Below are 16,800 nucleotides of genomic sequence, written 5' to 3' on the forward strand. Positions count from 1 at the left end.
CGCCTTGCTGTGAACAAAGAAGTAACAGCCTAGCAGATAATTATTGAGCGTGTGGGAGGAGTGATCGCGCTGCTTCTCGTACTAGATCATGCCCGTGATTTCGCGGCGAAGCACCGCGTCGCGAAACTGATTTGCGTCCTCGAGGCCGATCATGTTCAGGACGCTCTGAACCACGGTCGGATGTTGTCAGACGAACTTCGTCCATCGTCGCGGTCAGGAACCGCTCAAGGTGGCCTTGAACTCGGCGCCGCAAGGGCGATGGGCCTTCCTGAAGCCAAGTTTCGACGCCAGGCCTCGAATGGGCACGGTACCGCGCGAAGCGCCGTGCCTATGCCCGAAGATTTTTGCCTGATCGAGAATTAAGGAGGTCTCGCAGTTTCTGGCGCAGCTAGAGGCCCAACGGGGCCACAGCTAAAGCAAATCAAAGCCGAGCGGCGTTGGCGCGCTCAATGTGTGCTTCCCAGCGCTCCTTAGTGGCGCTGGTGAGCTGCAATATTTGTTGCCGGACATTGTCCTGAAACTCGCTGAATGGGCTTCGGTAGCGAGGGTTTCTTATCGCAAGCAGCGCGACGAGGTTTAGGATTGAATCAAAATCCTCTTTGGTTGCATCGATGTTGCCGTTGACCACCGATTGGAGGATCGGAGCCAGTTCACCTTCAAATTGGCCATGTGCCATCTCGAGGGCGTCCGGAGCCAGATCGTCGGTTTCGATCCGGTTGAAGTCGCGCTCCTGAGCAACGTTCTCCGGGTTCGTCGTGAACTCATCACCGGTGTCGAGATCAACGAGCGTAATCTTCTTATTGGTCGTGAAATTCTTGAGGGAACAGCGAGGAACGAAATGATGCGCGCGAGCTGTCATGCTTTGCTTTCTCATCGCCGGCGCCTTCGACATCGAAGGTCAGGCCATCGTTGACGGTGAGGTCGTCGTTATCCACGAGGGGCGACCCAACTTCTCCGAGCTGCAGGCCCACCTCGCCAGAGGGATCAGGATCGCCTAGTGTACTTCGCCTTCGATCTCCTGTGGCTTGATGGCCAAGATCTCCGGAAACATTCCCAGCTTGCGCGTAAGGAGCTGCTCAAGGAGCTAATCGATAGCACCAAACTGAAGGAGCCCATCCTCTACAGCGAGCATCATGAAGGCGACGGGCAGGTGCTCTTCGCGGCAGCCAGCAAGCTGAATTACCAGGGCATCATCTCCAAGCGAGTGGATCTCCTTACCGGTCGGAGCGGGTTGAAGCTTGGCAGAAGATCAAGGCAGTCCAGAAGGGCAAATTCCCCGTGGTCGGCTCCATAAAAGATCCCACCGGTGTTGCCGCTCTCTATCTCGGCAACAGGAAGGGAAGGAGCTGCGCTATATGGGCAAGGTCGGCACGGGATGGCGCCGGACCACCTCGCGCAAGATCAGGGATGCACTCGACAGTGTAGTCAGCCCGAAGAGTAGATTGAGTAAGCAACTCAAAAGACCCAAGGCCACTTGGGTCGAGCCGAAGTTTGTTGCCGAAATCGAGTATCGCGACGTAACTTCCGAAGGACTGCTCCGCGCCAGCTCATTCAAAGGTCTAAGCCGGAAATAAACTTATGTTCCTGCGGTAATTTGCACCCTCACGTACAATCGGTACTCGTCAGCAGAAGGAACATGCGATGGGATTGAAGCGCAGGCGAATCAAGCAGACGGATTCTCTGGAAACTCGGCTTGAGCAATTTGCACAGGAAATGCGTGAGCGGGCCGATGGAAAGCCTCTGGGCGACGAACGCAACTCCTTGCTCAAGCGAGCACGCAATGCAGATCAAGCAATCGACATTGAGCGACAACTTCGTCAGGATCACTAGGAACGCCAAGAGAGAAGCGGTTTAGCTTGGCTCCTCCCTCTGAAAAATCCTGTCCTCGCTGCTCCCGTGGCGAGGGCCTTTTCGGCGGTCGCCGCTTGACCCCAACTCGGATTCGAAGTGACCAGAGGCCTGCACGGTTGCCATAGAGCCTATTTCCCTGCCGGCGAGTAAACATTCCGAGCCGCGCTTCTTCCGGGCGTGACTGCGTCCTTAGCCTTGGGGCCGTCGCCGGGGCGCTCGATCCGCCACCATTGTTATCGGCCGGCGTATCCAAGCTTGATGCGCCGGCGCCTGTCGCGCCGCGGGTGCCGGATGAATTGATGCTCAATCTCGCGCGGGATGTCCCCGATCCGCTTTGCGCGCTGGCAGTGGATGTCGTGATGAGGGCTGCGCCAACGGCGACCGCGTTGAGAATCTTTATGTCCGATTTCTCCGATTGACGGGGCAGGGATGAGCCGCGCGCTGCCTCATCGCTGAAGCCGACTTCGGTGCGGCCATTCTTCGAAATGCAACTGCCGCGGTCGAAAGTGCCTAATTGAACGCTCCAAAGGGAACTGCCGCTTGTGCTTCGGTTGCCCCGCGAAGGAGCCGCCCATGCGCAGCACCAAGCTCGGTTAGATTCTTCTCAACGCAGCGCTGCTTGTCATGTTCGGGCTTGCCGCTTTCGACATTGCGTGGACAGGCCGATCCATTGCGCAGTCGGGCCAGAAGAAACGAGGATGGAGAGCCGGAGCGTGACAGAGCCGCCGCCCAGGTGCCATCGAGCAGCAGCGGCTCGAACTCCTAAAACTCGGCCTCGATGGCGCGGCGATGATGCGGCTCATCGAGCGAGGAACGTTCACCCGGAGACCGAGTTTCAAGCGAACTTCAACAGGAGACTGCAACAATGAAGATTGCAAAGATTGCCTTGGCTGCGGCACTGGTGTTCGGCTCGATCGCGGCAGCGTCCGCTCAAGGCGCAGGCGGCGGCGCGGGTGGTGGCGCTGGCGGCGGAGCGGGTGCGGGAGCTGGGGCGGGCGGGGGCTCCGGTTCCGGCGGAGGTGGCGGCGATTCTCCGGCGGCTACCACCGGCCAGGGCGCCTCGAGCAGCCCAACGTCTGCGAACCCCTCGGCGACGATGAACGACACCAAGTCGAAGGGGCACGACACCAAGAAGTAAGAACAGCCCGCCGGCGCAGGTTTCGCGGGCGGGCTTTTGCCGGAGATGGCATATGCATCGTGACCAAGGATGACCCCATCAGACTGACGAAGAAAAGCTCAAAACGCGCGACGGCCGGCCGATCGCCTCGACGGAGTCGAAGGAGCTAGCTGAACAAGTCGCGGAGCGGACGCTGGCGGCCTTGAGCCCAAACTTTCTCTTCGCCACTCGCATGACTCACAAACGTTACCGCGGATCAGCGCGTCGCTACGCCCTACAGCGACGGAATAGCTGACATACTGCGGCTTGGGGCCAAGACGGGCATGGAGCGGGACGCCGAACGGCTATCAGATAAAGCCTTCGATGTACGCTCGCACAGCCATTGTGTCGCCAGCCGTCGCTACAGCGATGCCGAATGCGTGGATTTCACGAGGTAGTCCGCCGCTCGGGCTCTCGTGCATGTCCACCATCATATTCGGCCAACGCTCAGAACGCGAGCGCGTTTTCCTTGCACCGTTTGAGATGTGCTTCTCGCGTCAATGGGGTCGTAGTCGTCATTGATCCTGGGTTCAGTTTTTGAATCGGAGTTCGGTCCTAGCTTATTGCCACGGTTTCGTCTCGAACGCGCATTTTCGAATTCGAGTGGCCATCACCAGCGGATAAGTATCCGCCCTATGGCATTCGGCATATGGGCTTGTCCGAGTGAAGACGAAAAATTTCGTGTCGAGTCGCGAAGAGACTGAGCTGGGTACCCCGGCCAATTTCTGTTTCTGGCGCAGGAGGTGCTTGCATGTCTTTTGACCCGATGGCGGCTGCCGTCGACTGGTTCGACGCCTACCGCGCCGGCGATATCGAAACGCTACTCGAAATGTACGCCGAAGATGCCGTGGTCTACTGCGATTGTGACCAATTGGCGATCTCCGGCAGAGAAAACCTGCGAGGCTACTGGGCTAGCCGTCTGCAGGAACACCCAGCGACCGAGCTGGATAATCTTCAGCCCTTGCACGGTGGCGCAATGATCTCGTACGTCAGCGGGGAAAACATAGTGCAGGCGGTCTTGAACTTTAATGATGCCGGGAAAATCAGGACACTGAGCTGCAGGCCGACACATCAGGCCAAGTCCAGCTCCCGCCAAGGCGGAGTCTGTTAAGGGTCAAAGGCTGTCGCGATGCGGCGCGGGACCGCGGCCTCCGTGTGTATCGGGTGAGTTTCGGCTTTGCTTGGAACCATCCTCTTGGGCGGCTCAATACTCCGTTCGCAGGCTTAACGTGTCGCGGCCCATCGAGCGGGTCGGCTCGCGTGGCCCATAGCCTCGTAGGCCCGCGACAGAACCTCCGCACTCTGCTGCGCCTTAAAAGCCTCCCACGCCACCTTGAAACGGCCCTTGGCCTCATCGAGGCTGTGCGCGTCTCCATATGGCGGGCCAGGCAGCGGCACGGTCACGTGCCAGAGCCAAATTGCGGGCGCGCGTTCGTGAGCCAGCCTGACGCGGCCGATCGGCCGTCCGTCTTCGCGGACGGAGTAGTCAGTGGGCGCGATCAGGCGAACAGTGAGCATCACAAACATGCTGGTCAAAGTTTCTCCAGCAACCTTTCGCGCAAGGGTTTGTTTCTATAACCATCAACGGCCAAGACTTTAGTAGGCGTCGGTGGCTGAGAGACCGATCGCGCTCCCCGCCTGCAACGTCCCTCGCGGTAGGCGCGGTCGACCTGCTTCGAGACCATGCCTTCCAATCCCATGATGCAAGCGTGCCGGAAGAGGTCGGTGCCGATCTCGCCTTGCTCGAATGGGGCGGCTTGAATGCGCTCGCTGCGATTGCGCAACAGCCGCGCGAGGTTCGGCTTGCGCAGCTTCAGCGGCAAGCGGCGATAGTCGTCACCGTCGGCGGCCAAGATGTCGAAGGCGTAGAACTGGACCTCGTGGTCGTGCTTGCGGGAATGCAGGGCATCGAAATCGGATGTGCCATTGCTTGGTTCGGATCTTAAGCGCGGTCTCGATGATCCACGGGTAGCGCTTGGTTCAGTCGTGGCCGCCTTTGGTGATCAGGCGCACCCGGTCGTTCTCCCGCATTAGCCTCATGCGGTAGCCGTCATGCTTGATCTCGTGGAGCCAATCGGGACCGGATGGAACCTTGCTGCCCTTAACCGGAATGGCGAACTCAAAACCCGGAGCCATAACAGCGATTATGTGCCGGGCGGAACATCGCAAGTCGGGCAAGCGTGGTCGATCGGCCCCGGCCGGGCGCGGTTGAGGTGTGAGGGGCCGGGGCCGCCGGCTTGGCGCATTGCCGATGCCAAGTATCCAGGAGCCTACCGGACCCTCACGCCGTGCCTCTGTTCGCTTGAGCACCTTGGCTGCGAAAATCACCAGCCGATCCGCGACCAGAGACTCACGAGCAGCACGAACAAGGCGAGCCAAAGCAAGATGACGACCATGCGGCGGGGCTCGGCCCAGAAAGGCGAGCCGCTCCGCTGGCGATACGAGCGCTGCGGCGAACAAGACACCGATGACCGCAACAAGCAGCAGGCCAAACGAGGTCATCGTCGCTTGTGGGGAGGCACCCTCGGGCGGCCGACATGGATGAAATGAATCAGCTCGGCGCGCTCGTCAAACTCAACTCCGTCCAGTGCGGTCTTGGCTGCAAGCACTCCGTTGCGCGCCTCGATGACGGTGGTGACGTCCCTCGATGTGTCTTCGTGCCATGTTTGGCCGGGAGTGCAGAAGCAGATGCTGACCTCGAACAGCGGCATTTCTCGTTCTCCCATCGGACATTCGCGTTCCAGTGTGAGATCGAGAAATTTACAACATGAGCGAGCGGGAGTGTAGTTGCGGCAGGGCGCCGTGGAACGAAGAAGACCCCGCCATCAGGCGGTATCTTTTTTGCGCGGTCCGGAACGCCCCCACCCAGTCAGTGCAGTTGGCAGACTGACTGACCGAGGTCGCGACTGGAGGTGCTTGGTCGGTTGCACCAAGCGTAGGTAAGGCTACTCCTAGATCTAAGGGCGGGCTGTTCGCTTTTCGCACTGTTCCCATCCCTGGGGAGCTTTAATTGAATATCCGCCTGCCGTCCGTGGGTTTGAAGAAATTCCTGGAGGGTCGGCGGAACTTCGGTCCCGTCGGCGCGGCGCTGTTGCAGTTCTTCCGCGATGTCGTCGGAGGCATCCCTCGACCATCCCTCGCCAGTGTTGAAACAGACGATGCGGACCGGATTGCTGTACTTCCCCTCCATGAGGTGCCGCAGCAGGGTCTTGCGGTCGGTGTGCTCCTCGTCCGTCTCGGTCCATGCTCGGCCAAGGTGTCCACGGAAATCATCGAGCACGAGATAGATGTCCCGATCGGAACCGGACACGACCGACGGCGAGATACGCATGACGCTTGCTCCAATAGATCCTTATTCCAAAGGGGTTGGGCCGGGGGCGTCAAGGTCGAGAGGCGGCTATCGTTTCGTTGGCTTGCGAAGGAATGGACGCATGATGTCGGTGGTCGTGAAGCTTGTCTCGAACCCGTCTGGCAGCAATGGCATCTCGTTGTCGGCGCCAACCCTGTTGCAGACGGGGCAGGGCGCACCGGCGCCGCCGCAGCCGCAGGCCTTCGAACCTTCCCACGTGCGCTCGGGGTGGTTCTCGCAAACCCAGTGCGTGCCGGCGCAGCGCGCGCAAGCCATTTCGGACCTCCCTTCAATGCTGTGTCGGCTCTTCCTCGATTTGCTGCACCTCGCTGAGGTCGCGCATGTCTAGCAACTCGCCGCGGATCGTGCAGCGGATGAAGTGATTGCTCTCGCGTTGCGGGCGCCAGTTGCCGTGCGGTTTGCCTTCACGTGGCATAGCTCGCCATCCGCAGTGGGAGCGCCAACTGGATGCCGATCGCGCGGCCGAGCTGGCTCTGGACGAAGTGTCTCAAGGCGTCGGAGATCTCGTGGCCTTCGGCGGCAATGCGGCGCTCGAGTTCGCGCGCAATATCCTCTGAGGCGTCCCACGACCACCCCTCGACCGGATTGAAGACGACGCGAAGAACCTGATCGTATGGACCGGTGAGCATGTCCCCGATCAGCGTGGCCTAGGTAACGCCTTCGTCGGTCTCACGAAACGCTGCGCCATCCCGGAACTCCTCCAGGACCAAATAGAAATCCTTATCGAGCCGGTCATTCGGAATGATCGACGGCGAGCCATACGCGAAGACGCCAGTGACCTGGAAGCAGAATTGGAGGCACGAATCGACAAATGCGAATGAATTGATCTGCTTTGAAAGAGGCGCCTGCGGCCTTTGGGTCTCGCCAACTCACGTCGCTCTGGGCTCACCTGGAACTCTGGTTCCGGTCCGAGTGCGTCGGAGGGTTAATGAACCTGACATGATTCACCTAGACAAAGCATGGGAAGGAGAGCGGCCTACTCGCTTAACGTGCACAGTGAAGGAGGGGTTAGGGCAAGCCGGTTTCTCGTCCGGATGGGCGGCGTCGGTTGGATGGTTTACGGTCGAGATCGCAAGGGGCCCGCGCTAATCGGCACAGAGTGGGCAGCCTATCTGACTAGGGAGCAGGCAGAACGGACGTATCACACTCTGTCTTGCTCGGACAAAGGCCGAGCCGCCGGTGGTTCGGGGGTAGTGATCGTGAGGGTGCTTCATCGGGAAGATTTGGCAGAAATCGCATAGCACGCCTGCTTAACTTAGGTTAAGGTGAGGCATGGGCGAAGAACTACTAGTGCGTGTGATTGCCATCGGCGCCGGAGTTTTCACTTTGGCTGCCGCAACCGCGCTCATCTTCAGCCTTTGATTTATCTCAAATAGCGCACGCAATCGGTCCGCATCCTCCATTGCCGACGGGAGGCGACAATGCGGCCATGGATGTTGCATGCGCTGGCGTGGGGAATAGCCGCCGTTGGTTTGGCAGCCCTCATTTCTATGAGCATGTAGAGCCGACTCAGCGGCCAATGATGCTCGTACTAGATTTGCTTCTCCAATGACCGAGTGGCATGTCAATGTGGGGCCGCGTGCAGCGCGCAGCAATTTGTTCGGTTGGGATGGCGGGCACTGTGGGGCTCGCGCTGCTCGCCATCTTCGGCCAACTGGACGATGCGATAGAAAAGCGATTGTACAGAAACTGTGTAAAGGCCTACCAGGACTCGCCGATTTGCCTGACCGAGCCACAGGGGAAATGATCGGAGATGATCCAAAGTTGGTTTGCGCTCTTCACGGGTGGCGCTGGCGTCTTGTTTCGGCGCCGCCCGGGGATCAGGATCACATACATGCAGAGTCAGTGAGGGGCGACATGCCGACGTCAACGAACATCAGTCGCCAACCGTCGCCGAAATGCCCGAGATGGAATCGGAGGAGCAAGCGATGATCCGATGGGCCGTCGAACAGAGCCTTCCCGCGAACGATGCGCATCGAGCTAAGGCTTGGCTCGATTGAGCTTTCGCTGCCTTCACCGCTCTGATCGAACTTGGCGTCGAAGTATAAGGCCCGCCGGTTCGCCGGCGGGCCCGATCAGCCCCGTCATAAGATAACATCTAGGGGAATGGTGCACACGGCTCTGCCATCATCGTCACTGACGAAGATCGAATAGCGAAGGCCGACTAGCTCCGGGCGAGTTTCGCGCAGTGACCGAGCAAGCCTGATTGCATCTATCTGTGCGTCCGCTTCGCTCGGCAGGTCATGCACTCCAAAATCCGAGACAAAGTGGGAATTGATGAGCTTGAACGAAAACAGCGGCATGGAACATGATGTCCAACGGATGCCAAAGCGAAGCCCCCGCTCCCTAACGGTGGGCGGGGGCTCGCGGATGGATGGCGCGAGGCTCGCGCGAACGAGGTGTCGCACCAAGGACCCGCACAAACTATGAACCCCCTTGCGCGCCGATCCTTGAGCACAAATGTTGTGCAGAGTGCGCAAAAAGGAGCCCGTCCGAGCGACCTATTCCAGAACGTCATACTCAAAGGCAACGCCCTCGGGGTCGTTCTCCTCGAACCACTTTTCCGCGGCCTCGACCGTAGCGAAGACCTTGACGTGGTTGGCATCACCGACCTGCTTGGCGGTGTTCACGTACACGAAGACGGTCATTGATCCCTCTTTAGCTTGGGCCGGCGCCAATGCGGTTCTTTTCCCTTGGGGTTGAACGCTGGAACGTAATGTCGGTTCAAAGCCCGCATGACGCCGATGCGGGCCTTGATGACCGGGCCGCCGTTCTCAGCGACCAGGATCAGCGCTTCCATCGCCGCCTGCCACTCTGGCGCGTCATGCTCCTTCTTTGGCAGCGCCGCGATGCACTCCCCGGCATCGCGCAGCGTCACTAGCTTGCGGCCGTTGACCTCGATCGGATCTTCGAATTCGTGAGACCAGCCAGTAGGGCGGGGCGCGCTTGAACCGCCCTTAGGCGGCGGCGTCGATCGTCGCAATCAGGGCCCGCATATCGGCCGCCTGGGCGCGATAACGCTCGCTCAAGCGGAGGTACAGTTCACGATCGCCACCACCTACCGCCCGGTGCGCGATCATTTCGCATTCGGTAGCGAGGCTCTCAAATCGTTCCAACTTGGCTTGGAAACCGGTCATAAAATACGCCCCTAACGCTTACTGAGGGACGCAGACCATACACTTCTGATTAGGTCGAGGCGAAAATTGTTCTGGCCTATAACGATTTGGCCACCCTTCAGGTCGTGTTTCGCGTGCCCATGATCGCGAGCCGCGGGTTGCCCGCGCTCGAAGTCCGGCCGCACCTCGTCGGACCAGCGATCCGCATCGAGTTCAACCTGGTGGCCGCAGTGGCAATAGACCGGGACGCCGCGAAGCCCATCTTACGCATCTCGCCGAAGGCGATCTTCAGTGGGTGGCCGTCGGCGTGAATAGGCGAGTGACGTCGAACAGGGCAAGGCATGCCGTACTCAGAATAACGTGCCGTGAAACATGCTGATAATCGCGAGCACACCAAGAGGCACATCCCGAACCCGATCCATGCGGCAGCGGCTTGTCGCAATTCGATCCGGCCTGTCGCATCGCGGCGGTAGCCAGCCATCGCAATGGCTCCGGCGTTGCGCTGAACACCTCGACATAAACGCGCCCCAACCACAGGAATGGCAGGACGGTACGTGCCACCAGGTATCCGATCAGTTCGACGAGCATTCCGAACCTGGACATGGCCGAACTCAGACGCGCCAGAAGTATGCACCATATAGAACGCAAAGAATGTAGTCAACCACAGGTTGGTAACGATGCATGATGCCCGCCCGCTTACGCTGGACGCTCTTCGTCGACGAAGGAAGGCGCCGCTGCGATCGCTGTTCGCGGCGTTCCTGGTCGGCCTCTGGGTCGCGCGCCGGGGCTAGTTTCGCGAGTCTTGCTGCGCATGGCGGAAGCTCAAGACGTTCGGAGCGGGAGTGGCGCGAGAAGGCGACGACGAAAGCGCAGGCGCCCCTCGACGCCGCCGAGCGGCAGCACGCAGCCAGGCTGCGCGCGGCGCTCAGGAAGGTCAGGAATAGGCCGCCTAAGTCCGCGTTAACCATTGCGATTCCTTGCGTAAAAATTTTGTCCGGGGGTCTTGAAACTTTTCTCTGACTTCCAAATTTTTTTGGCGTCGTCGTACGACGATCGGGATGCCGTTCGGGTCCCGCCATTGAGACGGGCACCGGTCGTGTCCGGTGTCGCTCGTAACCATTTTGCTCCCAGGAGGATCTGGCTATGCGCACTGTTGATTTTTCGCCCTTCTTCCGCTCGGCCATCGGCTTTGACCGTCTTTTTGACCTCGCCGAAGCCGCCCAGCGCGCGGGCGAGGAGACCTATCCCCCCTACAACATCGAGCGTCTCGACGAGAACCGCTTCCAGATCTCGGTAGCGCTCGCCGGTTTCACGCCGGATGAGGTCGCGCTGACGGTCGAGCAGAACGTCCTTACGTTGGAAGGTCACAAGGGCGAGAAGGACGGCAAGACCTTCCTGCATCGCGGCATCTCGGCCCGCAACTTCAAGCGGCAGTTCACGCTCGCCGACCACGTTGAGGTCAAAGGCGCCAGCTTCGAGAACGGCTTGCTTGTCATCGACCTGCAACGGGAGATTCCGGAGGCGATGAAGCCGCGTCGCATTGCGATCAACGGCGCCGCGCCGAGCAACGTGACACAGATCGAATCCAAGGCTGCCTAAGGCCATCCCGCAGAACAGCCACCAAGCCGCGCGGGACGACCCGCGCGGCTATCTCCTCAACTCGTCTTGGAAATGGAGGAAGCCATGCGGCCGACGACCGCCCTTCACGACAACGTTGTTGATCTCAGCGCCATCATTCATCCCGGTACAGTCTTTGAGCATCCCCGGGACGTGGTCTCCCATCCTTCTCTCAGCCTGTCCGAGAAACGTGCCATCCTGGCTTCGTGGGCATCGGACGCTTCTGCGATCGCATCGTGCCCGTCACTGCGGGCCCCCGAGGGGCTGAAGGCGCCGGTCACGATCGACGAGATTTTGGAGGCGCTTTGCGCGCTGGACGAAGGCGCCCGGAATTCTCCCGGGGGCAAGCCGATGCGCTTGCGGTCGGTCGAGCGTGCAGCGGCTTAGGAGAGGGTGAGGAGTGATGAAGATGCTCGATCAGAACCTTGCCCGCATCCGTGCGCACCGCAACAACGTCCACCGCTATCGAAGACTTCTAAAGACGCGGCTCTCCGACCTCGAGCGCCAGTTCATCGAACGGCGTCTCTCCGAGGAGGGCTCGGCGCTGGAGGCGTTGACGTCCGAAACCTTCCCGATCGCCTTGCTCAGGACCCCGACGCCGTGCTCGCCTGCGACCGCGGGGGCGGCATCATGACCGACGTCAGGGACCTTTTGATCCGCGGCAGCGAGAAGGTCATAGCTCACTACCGGCTGCTGCTCGCCCGCGCCAAGACCGAGAAGGAACGAGAACTTTACCTGAGCCGGATCGAACGCGAGCAGCGGCTCCTGGACCAGCTCCAGGGCGGCTTGCGGGGACGGGTCGCGGCATGAACACTCGAAACGACGAAGAGAACTACGCGGGCTTCGACGAAGCGACGCGGCCGCGGCCGATGGAAGTGGGCTGTCTGCGCAGCTGGAGGCGAGGTCGTGATGTCCGGCTCGGAGTGCAGCCGCGCTGCCGCGAGGTACAAGGCGGAGCGCGCGCTGTTTCTCCTGCTCTGCGCAAGCGCGTCGCGGGTGCTGTCCGTCGGAGGAGGGCGGACCGCAGGCTCGGGCTTGCCGCGGCCCTAGTGCCAGGAATCGTCAATATCGCTGGCACGTATCCGCTAAGCGCTTTTGCCACGGAAGCCACCCTTGAAATTAGCGACTGAGCACTTGCGGATTGGTAGCAAGTACCGCCCGACATAAAACCCCCGCCGGCCCAAGTCGGCGGGGTCTTCGCTAGAACTCTGCCCCCTCCCATCGCCCATGGCCGACGCGGCCCGAGAAAGCTTGCACCGTCCTATTAAACCCGGCGAGGCCGCCATTGAGGTTCGCGACGAAACCGGGCCGGTCATGCGGGTGCGATTCACGATTGAGACAGACCGCCTGAGTCAGTCTTCCTTCCCATAGCTCCATGGGATTAGCTTCAGCTAGCCGCTTAGCAAGTGCTCGGACGTTTTCCTCAGTCCCACAGACCAAATCAACCGAGTGGATCATCTGCCCCTCAAACGTGACAACGAAGCCGATAAGTCTTCATCGGACTCCTACCAGTTGTTCCCGCAAGAATAAGGCGGCCTCAATCGGGCAGCTCCTGTAACCGCGCATATTTCCAAAGACGACGTTGCCGAATCGTCCTAGACCGTAAGAGGCCTCGGCGGCCCCCCCTTACCCTCGAGGCCTCCAGCGGCTCCGGCGATTAGGGCCGTTTTTTGCGAGCCACTTACTATCGTGGGTGTGGATAGGTGCGGCGCGCCAAGATCCTGAAGCCCCGATGATGTCGGGCCCGCCGGTTCACGCTGGCGGGCCTTTGTTCTCGTTTCCGCGGAACGTTCCTATGTGGCGGCTGGGTCCTGTCCGTATTTGACCTCTAGTGTCCTAGTTTGTTCTGCGCGGCGTCCTAATTCGCTGGAGCGTCGATTTGGCTCAACGGACGCCCGACCATCGGGCACTGGTCGAGCCCGAGAAACAGAGTGAGGCGAAAAGCCAAAGCCGTCACGGCTGGAGGAGGCGCGGCGGATCATTGAACAGTACGCTGCCGAGTGCGCGAGATCGTCCAGAAGCTACGCCGCAAGATGAACTAGGCTGCTTTGGAACAAGTGTTCACTTTGGTACTTAAGCCATCTCCAGATGCGAAAGGCGGCTGATGGTGACGGGAAGCAAGTTGGATAGGCTGGGTACGCTGGCGCTCGCCACAATGGTAACGGGCCTCGGCACCCTCATTGCAAGCATCGCTATGCTCATGATCCGATAAGACCGCCTCAGTTGGTGGCCCGCTATCGCTATCGCTTCAAATGGAGTCCTGGCCCGTCTTGAGTCGCACGTAAGTTCCGCTTTCGTGCAGCTCCAGCCAGCCCTTTTCGATGGCGAACTTGATGGCGGCGCCGAACTCGGGCCCGCTAGCCTTTAGTGTGTAGGGAAACGGCGCATTGATCTTTTTAATGTGGATGCGGCCGTCCTGGACGGCTCGATGCCCTTGGCGATCTCTATCAGCTTGCGCACGGCGGTTTCCGGGTTGGTGAAGGCACGTTCATCGATCGTTTTCAAGTCCGCGCTCCTCTCCGCACTGATCGAGCAGCAGAAGTTGGCCGGTAGAACCTATTCAGAGTCGTCTGCCGAGCCAATAAGGATTTCATACGCTCGCTCGGCCTGCTCCCGCGTCAAACTCGCGGCCCAGTCGCTGCCGATCAGTGCCGGCCCCCGGCGCTCTCGATCGTAAACCATCCAACCAACGCCGCCCATGCGAATGAGAAATCTGTTCGGGGGCACACTTTCAGTCACCATAACCTCTCTAATCACTTGGAGACTTGGTGAGTGGGCGCCCCTCGTTCCCGGATTGCAATTGACCCATGTGAGTCAATTCGGGAAAAATAGGCAATCGAACTGTGCGATAGCGAGCAGAGCCGCCTTCGGTCTCTGCCTAGGCTCGCCTCTGCTTGGTGCAACCGAGCCCGAGCGCAGCGGCCCCGGCCTACACTCCCCAAATGCCATGCCGGCCGGGGCCGTCTGGCGAGTCGAGTGCCGGCAAGCCCTGACATGACGCCTGCGGCTGCGTTAGCTGCTATCTCCGTGCTTAATTTGGCGTTCCGTATCCTTTGATACGCTGCGATCGAAATGGCCCTGCTAGTATTTCCCGATAAAGGGGGCCATGGATCGGCTGAAGAATGGGGCCATGGATCGCTGAAGAATGCACTGGGGCATCTCGAGGCCCCGGACTGTCCGAATTGCCGGATCTCGCAGGCGGATGGCTGCGCCTATGTGAGGGGGAACACCGCTACACGCGCCGATCATGTGCCGGTCGGGTTTGCCTGCATTGATCCGGAGACCAGCAGTTTCAATGCTCGAAATGTCAGGTGCCAATACCGTGACGTTGCTCCTGCTAATGAGGACAAGCCGGCCATGACTATTCTTCGCGAATTGTCCATTGCGGAGGAGGGTTTCGTCGGGATGGCCATCGCGCTGACCGGCGGTGACGGGGCATGTCACATCGTGCTTCGCAAAGCGGGGCCAAACGTCGAGAACCTTATCCGATAACGGCGGCGGCCTGACCGAGGAGATCGAGGACGAACTGCTGACGCACTTGGCCCAACGCCAGACCAGGATCGTCGGATCGCAATTTACGAGGCGGGGCATGCCATTTGCGCGCGTCTGCTCGGGCACGATGTAGGCCGGATCACCGTGAATCCATTCGACGCGCGGTTACGAGGGATGTGCTGGGGTGTCGGGCATACCGAGGCGTATGCGGAAGGTCGCGGATATTCTTGCTCGGCCGATGCCGCAGGCTGGCGAAGATCGTCACCCTGTGGCGGATGTGTTTGCCAGCGTCTACGCAAAGTGCATCGACCTTCTAGCGGCGGAGCGTATGGTGCTCGACGGTGAACCCGTTGTGCCTATTGGCGATCTTCGGCAGGCGCGCGAGCTTGCCTTGCTGATCTGTAAGAGCGAAGAGGCGGTCGAAACGAATATCGCACACTGCGATGTTACTGCGCACGATCTGTTGATGCCGTATGGCGACGTGGTGAATGCGCTGGCCACCATCTTGCGGATCAAGCGGACGCTGGATGGTGTACAGATTGACGAGATAATTCGGGGTCTGGAAGGTCAGAAGGCGTTGACCGCAGAACAGCGGCGGCGTGCCGAGTGGGCGCGGTGCGTACTGGCTGCTGACTGGTTTTGTGCGCAATGTGATCACATCGAGGTTGTTCGGGTGACACGTTTTGCGCTTAATCGAGTCAGTAATCGAGAAAGATCGGGCGGCGCGGCGGATGCACCCGGCCGGAGTGATCTTGAATGGCTCCGACGAGTAATGCCGTCGGGGCCATAGTGGAGCGTTTAATGATCGGTGTCGGCTCTCGGACCCGGAGCCGACATTTTATGCTCGGGTCGAGCCTTTCTGGTCTTGACCTTAAGCGGTCCTGACCCACTCGCGTTGCAGCGTTCGCATCTGAGTGCAACTACCCACGACCCTCAGTTTTGATGAGGATCGAATGAACCGGCGGGATTTCATCGCGGGTAGTGCGGCGCTGCTTGTCTCGCCGCGCGTTCGTGGGCGGAGGGGCCGACTCGCCGGGTTGGCTATGATGATCGTGCGACCCTGTAGTTGCCACTCTTCAAAGGTGTGGCAGGAAAGCTTGCGCGATCATGGCCGGATTGAAGGGAAGAACCTGATCATTGACTACAGATCGCCTGTCGCGATTAGACATACTCTCCGAGCTTCAGTGCAAGACGCGGGAAAGGCTCGCCAATGCACACTACCTGTTAGACCTGTCCTGACGCTCTTCGATGGCGAGTTCCACCTTGGTGGCGAGCCCCAATAGGTTCGAGGAGAGATCAGCAAACAACTCCTTCTTTGATTGGTCGGCTGCATGGCGTCTGCTGATAAGGGCGCACTCCTCCGCTTCGGTGAGGAGTATTTCTAGGTGGGTTTGCATGTCGTGCATGGCTGTACCCCTTGCGGCACTAACGTGCTGGCACGCCAGCGTGTCGCGGAACTGACGTCGCTCATCTGCAATCGGCCGCCGGGTTGGTCGTTCCTAAAGCGAATTAGGAAACACTGCGATATGACACCAATGCCGCGTAGTCCGCACGCTTGAAGGACAGCTTATGACCCGTCGCTTCCTTTGGGGCGTAGCGGCAAGTTGCCCGAAGTCGGGAGTAAACCGGAAGTTCCCCACGGCTGGTCAAAACGGCACTTTTGACCCATAGCGGCTTCCGGCCGTCGGGCAGTCACGTTCCCGAAACAGCCCAAATTCACGATTTGCTCCCAGGGAGCGGGGTGCGGTCTGTATTAGATCCCCAGTGTCCTAAGTTGAATTTGGAGGTGTCTAGTTTCATGTACGATGTTCCCTACGGGAAACATCATGCAGGACATGATCGAACACCTCGCGGTCTTGCGCGAAAAATCGCAAAGTGCGAGCAACTGAGAGACGCCGTGAAGACACAGGTAAAGCGCGCCATTTCGATAGGATCGTCGTTCGTTACAGGGCCCTCGCATCCGAATTAGAAAGCGCTATCGCGCAAGCCAAGGCTGAGAATGAGTAAGGCGCCTATTGCCCTTAGCGGTCCTCAGTCTTCGACGCCGTGATGTCTGCTTTCGGAGGTGGAAGAGACCGGCGCTGGGATTATGGGCCCGATGATGTCAAGCCTCCCGAGTGAACGCCACGCCGCCGAGCTCATGCTTCTGTTCGTGGTCGACGCCTGGCCGCCACATCATGCTGTCAGAGGGAGCGGTG

27 protein-coding genes are annotated in these 16,800 nt (G+C 59.8%); 15 read left to right on the forward strand and 12 right to left on the reverse strand.

Translation table 11 applies throughout. From position 1 onward, the window contains the following. The first annotated feature begins 60 nt into the window (after nt 1-60). Entirely contained in the window at nt 61-363 is a 303-nt protein-coding gene (locus AAFG16_RS14430; protein WP_342739543.1) for a hypothetical protein, read from the forward strand. A 58-nt stretch (nt 364-421) separates the two neighbouring features. On the opposite strand, the gene AAFG16_RS14435 is transcribed toward AAFG16_RS14430, so the two are convergent. Next, on the reverse strand, nt 422-859 hold the full coding sequence (locus tag AAFG16_RS14435) for a DUF4238 domain-containing protein (protein ID WP_342739544.1): 438 nt from the start codon (nt 857-859) through the stop codon (nt 422-424). Here AAFG16_RS14435 and AAFG16_RS14440 point away from each other — a divergent pair. From AAFG16_RS14440 to AAFG16_RS14465, 6 genes are all read left to right on the forward strand, one after another. Continuing rightward, on the forward strand, nt 858-998 hold the full coding sequence (locus AAFG16_RS14440; protein ID WP_283085155.1) for a hypothetical protein: 141 nt from the start codon (nt 858-860) through the stop codon (nt 996-998). The genes AAFG16_RS14435 and AAFG16_RS14440 overlap by 2 nt on opposite strands. Then, on the forward strand, nt 998-1,294 hold the full coding sequence (locus AAFG16_RS14445; RefSeq protein ID WP_342739545.1) for a hypothetical protein: 297 nt from the start codon (nt 998-1,000) through the stop codon (nt 1,292-1,294). Before AAFG16_RS14440 ends, AAFG16_RS14445 begins: the two co-directional genes overlap by 1 nt. Before the next feature lie 61 nt (nt 1,295-1,355). Then, entirely contained in the window at nt 1,356-1,574 is a 219-nt protein-coding gene (locus tag AAFG16_RS14450) for a hypothetical protein (protein WP_342739546.1), read from the forward strand. 67 nt (nt 1,575-1,641) lie between these two features. Beyond that, complete coding sequence (locus AAFG16_RS14455; protein WP_283085157.1) at nt 1,642-1,830, forward strand: hypothetical protein; 189 nt, start codon at nt 1,642-1,644, stop codon at nt 1,828-1,830. Nucleotides 1,831-2,716: 886 nt separating this feature from the next. Next, nucleotides 2,717-2,989, forward strand: coding sequence for a hypothetical protein (locus AAFG16_RS14460; RefSeq protein ID WP_283085158.1), 273 nt, complete (start codon nt 2,717-2,719; stop codon nt 2,987-2,989). A gap of 769 nt (nt 2,990-3,758) precedes the next feature. Continuing rightward, the gene (locus tag AAFG16_RS14465; RefSeq protein ID WP_283085159.1) at nt 3,759-4,118 is read left to right on the forward strand and encodes a nuclear transport factor 2 family protein; all 360 of its coding nucleotides are present in this window, start codon (nt 3,759-3,761) and stop codon (nt 4,116-4,118) included. A gap of 421 nt (nt 4,119-4,539) precedes the next feature. On the opposite strand, the gene AAFG16_RS14470 is transcribed toward AAFG16_RS14465, so the two are convergent. The 4 genes from AAFG16_RS14470 to AAFG16_RS14485 all read right to left on the reverse strand — a co-directional run bounded on the left by AAFG16_RS14470 (nt 4,540) and on the right by AAFG16_RS14485 (nt 6,338). Beyond that, on the reverse strand, nt 4,540-4,860 hold the full coding sequence (locus tag AAFG16_RS14470) for a hypothetical protein (RefSeq protein WP_342739547.1): 321 nt from the start codon (nt 4,858-4,860) through the stop codon (nt 4,540-4,542). A gap of 127 nt (nt 4,861-4,987) precedes the next feature. Beyond that, nucleotides 4,988-5,509: a hypothetical protein gene (locus tag AAFG16_RS14475; protein ID WP_342739548.1), complete on the reverse strand. Its 522-nt coding sequence runs from the start codon at nt 5,507-5,509 to the stop codon at nt 4,988-4,990. Then, nucleotides 5,506-5,718, reverse strand: a complete 213-nt coding sequence (locus AAFG16_RS14480) for a hypothetical protein (protein WP_283085160.1) — start codon at nt 5,716-5,718, stop codon at nt 5,506-5,508. The genes AAFG16_RS14475 and AAFG16_RS14480 overlap by 4 nt, the downstream gene beginning before the upstream one ends. A gap of 158 nt (nt 5,719-5,876) precedes the next feature. Then, nucleotides 5,877-6,338, reverse strand: coding sequence for a hypothetical protein (locus AAFG16_RS14485; protein ID WP_342739550.1), 462 nt, complete (start codon nt 6,336-6,338; stop codon nt 5,877-5,879). 100 nt (nt 6,339-6,438) lie between these two features. Between AAFG16_RS14485 and AAFG16_RS14490 the strand changes: the two genes are divergently transcribed. Beyond that, entirely contained in the window at nt 6,439-6,705 is a 267-nt protein-coding gene (locus tag AAFG16_RS14490; RefSeq protein WP_342739551.1) for a hypothetical protein, read from the forward strand. A 76-nt stretch (nt 6,706-6,781) separates the two neighbouring features. Here AAFG16_RS14490 and AAFG16_RS14495 read toward each other — a convergent pair whose 3' ends face one another. The 5 genes from AAFG16_RS14495 to AAFG16_RS14515 form a co-directional block, all read right to left on the reverse strand. Then, nucleotides 6,782-7,006 carry a hypothetical protein gene (locus AAFG16_RS14495; protein WP_283085162.1) on the reverse strand — a complete coding sequence of 75 codons (225 nt, stop codon included), beginning with the start codon at nt 7,004-7,006 and terminating at the stop codon, nt 6,782-6,784. 1,455 nt (nt 7,007-8,461) lie between these two features. Next, nucleotides 8,462-8,680: a hypothetical protein gene (locus tag AAFG16_RS14500; protein ID WP_283085163.1), complete on the reverse strand. Its 219-nt coding sequence runs from the start codon at nt 8,678-8,680 to the stop codon at nt 8,462-8,464. 198 nt (nt 8,681-8,878) lie between these two features. Further along, nucleotides 8,879-9,025: a hypothetical protein gene (locus AAFG16_RS14505; RefSeq protein ID WP_283085164.1), complete on the reverse strand. Its 147-nt coding sequence runs from the start codon at nt 9,023-9,025 to the stop codon at nt 8,879-8,881. Then, nucleotides 9,022-9,255, reverse strand: coding sequence for a hypothetical protein (locus AAFG16_RS14510; protein ID WP_342739552.1), 234 nt, complete (start codon nt 9,253-9,255; stop codon nt 9,022-9,024). Before AAFG16_RS14510 ends, AAFG16_RS14505 begins: the two co-directional genes overlap by 4 nt. A 79-nt stretch (nt 9,256-9,334) precedes the next feature. Then, nucleotides 9,335-9,514 (reverse strand): hypothetical protein, encoded by a 180-nt coding sequence (locus AAFG16_RS14515; RefSeq protein WP_342739553.1) that lies wholly within the window; start codon nt 9,512-9,514, stop codon nt 9,335-9,337. 86 nt (nt 9,515-9,600) lie between these two features. Here AAFG16_RS14515 and AAFG16_RS14520 point away from each other — a divergent pair, with 86 nt between their 5' ends. The 5 genes from AAFG16_RS14520 (at nt 9,601) to AAFG16_RS14540 (ending at nt 11,920) form a co-directional block, all read left to right on the forward strand. After that, entirely contained in the window at nt 9,601-9,804 is a 204-nt protein-coding gene (locus AAFG16_RS14520) for a hypothetical protein (protein ID WP_342739554.1), read from the forward strand. Nucleotides 9,805-10,636: 832 nt separating this feature from the next. After that, on the forward strand, nt 10,637-11,092 hold the full coding sequence (locus AAFG16_RS14525; RefSeq protein WP_342739555.1) for an Hsp20 family protein: 456 nt from the start codon (nt 10,637-10,639) through the stop codon (nt 11,090-11,092). A gap of 84 nt (nt 11,093-11,176) precedes the next feature. Then, entirely contained in the window at nt 11,177-11,497 is a 321-nt protein-coding gene (locus AAFG16_RS14530) for a hypothetical protein (protein WP_283085169.1), read from the forward strand. 22 nt (nt 11,498-11,519) lie between these two features. After that, nucleotides 11,520-11,744, forward strand: a complete 225-nt coding sequence (locus AAFG16_RS14535) for a hypothetical protein (protein WP_283085170.1) — start codon at nt 11,520-11,522, stop codon at nt 11,742-11,744. Further along, nucleotides 11,741-11,920, forward strand: a complete 180-nt coding sequence (locus AAFG16_RS14540; RefSeq protein WP_283085171.1) for a hypothetical protein — start codon at nt 11,741-11,743, stop codon at nt 11,918-11,920. Before AAFG16_RS14535 ends, AAFG16_RS14540 begins: the two co-directional genes overlap by 4 nt. Before the next feature lie 1,554 nt (nt 11,921-13,474). On the opposite strand, the gene AAFG16_RS14545 is transcribed toward AAFG16_RS14540, so the two are convergent. After that, nucleotides 13,475-13,615: a hypothetical protein gene (locus AAFG16_RS14545; RefSeq protein ID WP_342739556.1), complete on the reverse strand. Its 141-nt coding sequence runs from the start codon at nt 13,613-13,615 to the stop codon at nt 13,475-13,477. A 567-nt stretch (nt 13,616-14,182) separates the two neighbouring features. On the opposite strand from AAFG16_RS14545, the gene AAFG16_RS14550 reads away from it, so the two are divergent. Beyond that, the gene (locus tag AAFG16_RS14550; RefSeq protein ID WP_283085172.1) at nt 14,183-14,602 is read left to right on the forward strand and encodes a hypothetical protein; all 420 of its coding nucleotides are present in this window, start codon (nt 14,183-14,185) and stop codon (nt 14,600-14,602) included. 205 nt (nt 14,603-14,807) lie between these two features. Then, nucleotides 14,808-15,392 (forward strand): hypothetical protein, encoded by a 585-nt coding sequence (locus AAFG16_RS14555; RefSeq protein WP_342739557.1) that lies wholly within the window; start codon nt 14,808-14,810, stop codon nt 15,390-15,392. A gap of 427 nt (nt 15,393-15,819) precedes the next feature. Here the strand turns inward: AAFG16_RS14555 and AAFG16_RS14560 are convergent, their stop codons facing one another. Further along, a complete protein-coding gene (locus tag AAFG16_RS14560) occupies nt 15,820-16,008 on the reverse strand; it encodes a hypothetical protein (protein WP_342739558.1) in 189 nt (62 codons plus the stop codon). Nucleotides 16,009-16,800: the final 792 nt, after the last annotated feature.

This window comes from Bradyrhizobium sp. B117, from assembly GCF_038969555.1.
In the GTDB taxonomy this organism is placed as follows: domain Bacteria; phylum Pseudomonadota; class Alphaproteobacteria; order Rhizobiales; family Xanthobacteraceae; genus Bradyrhizobium.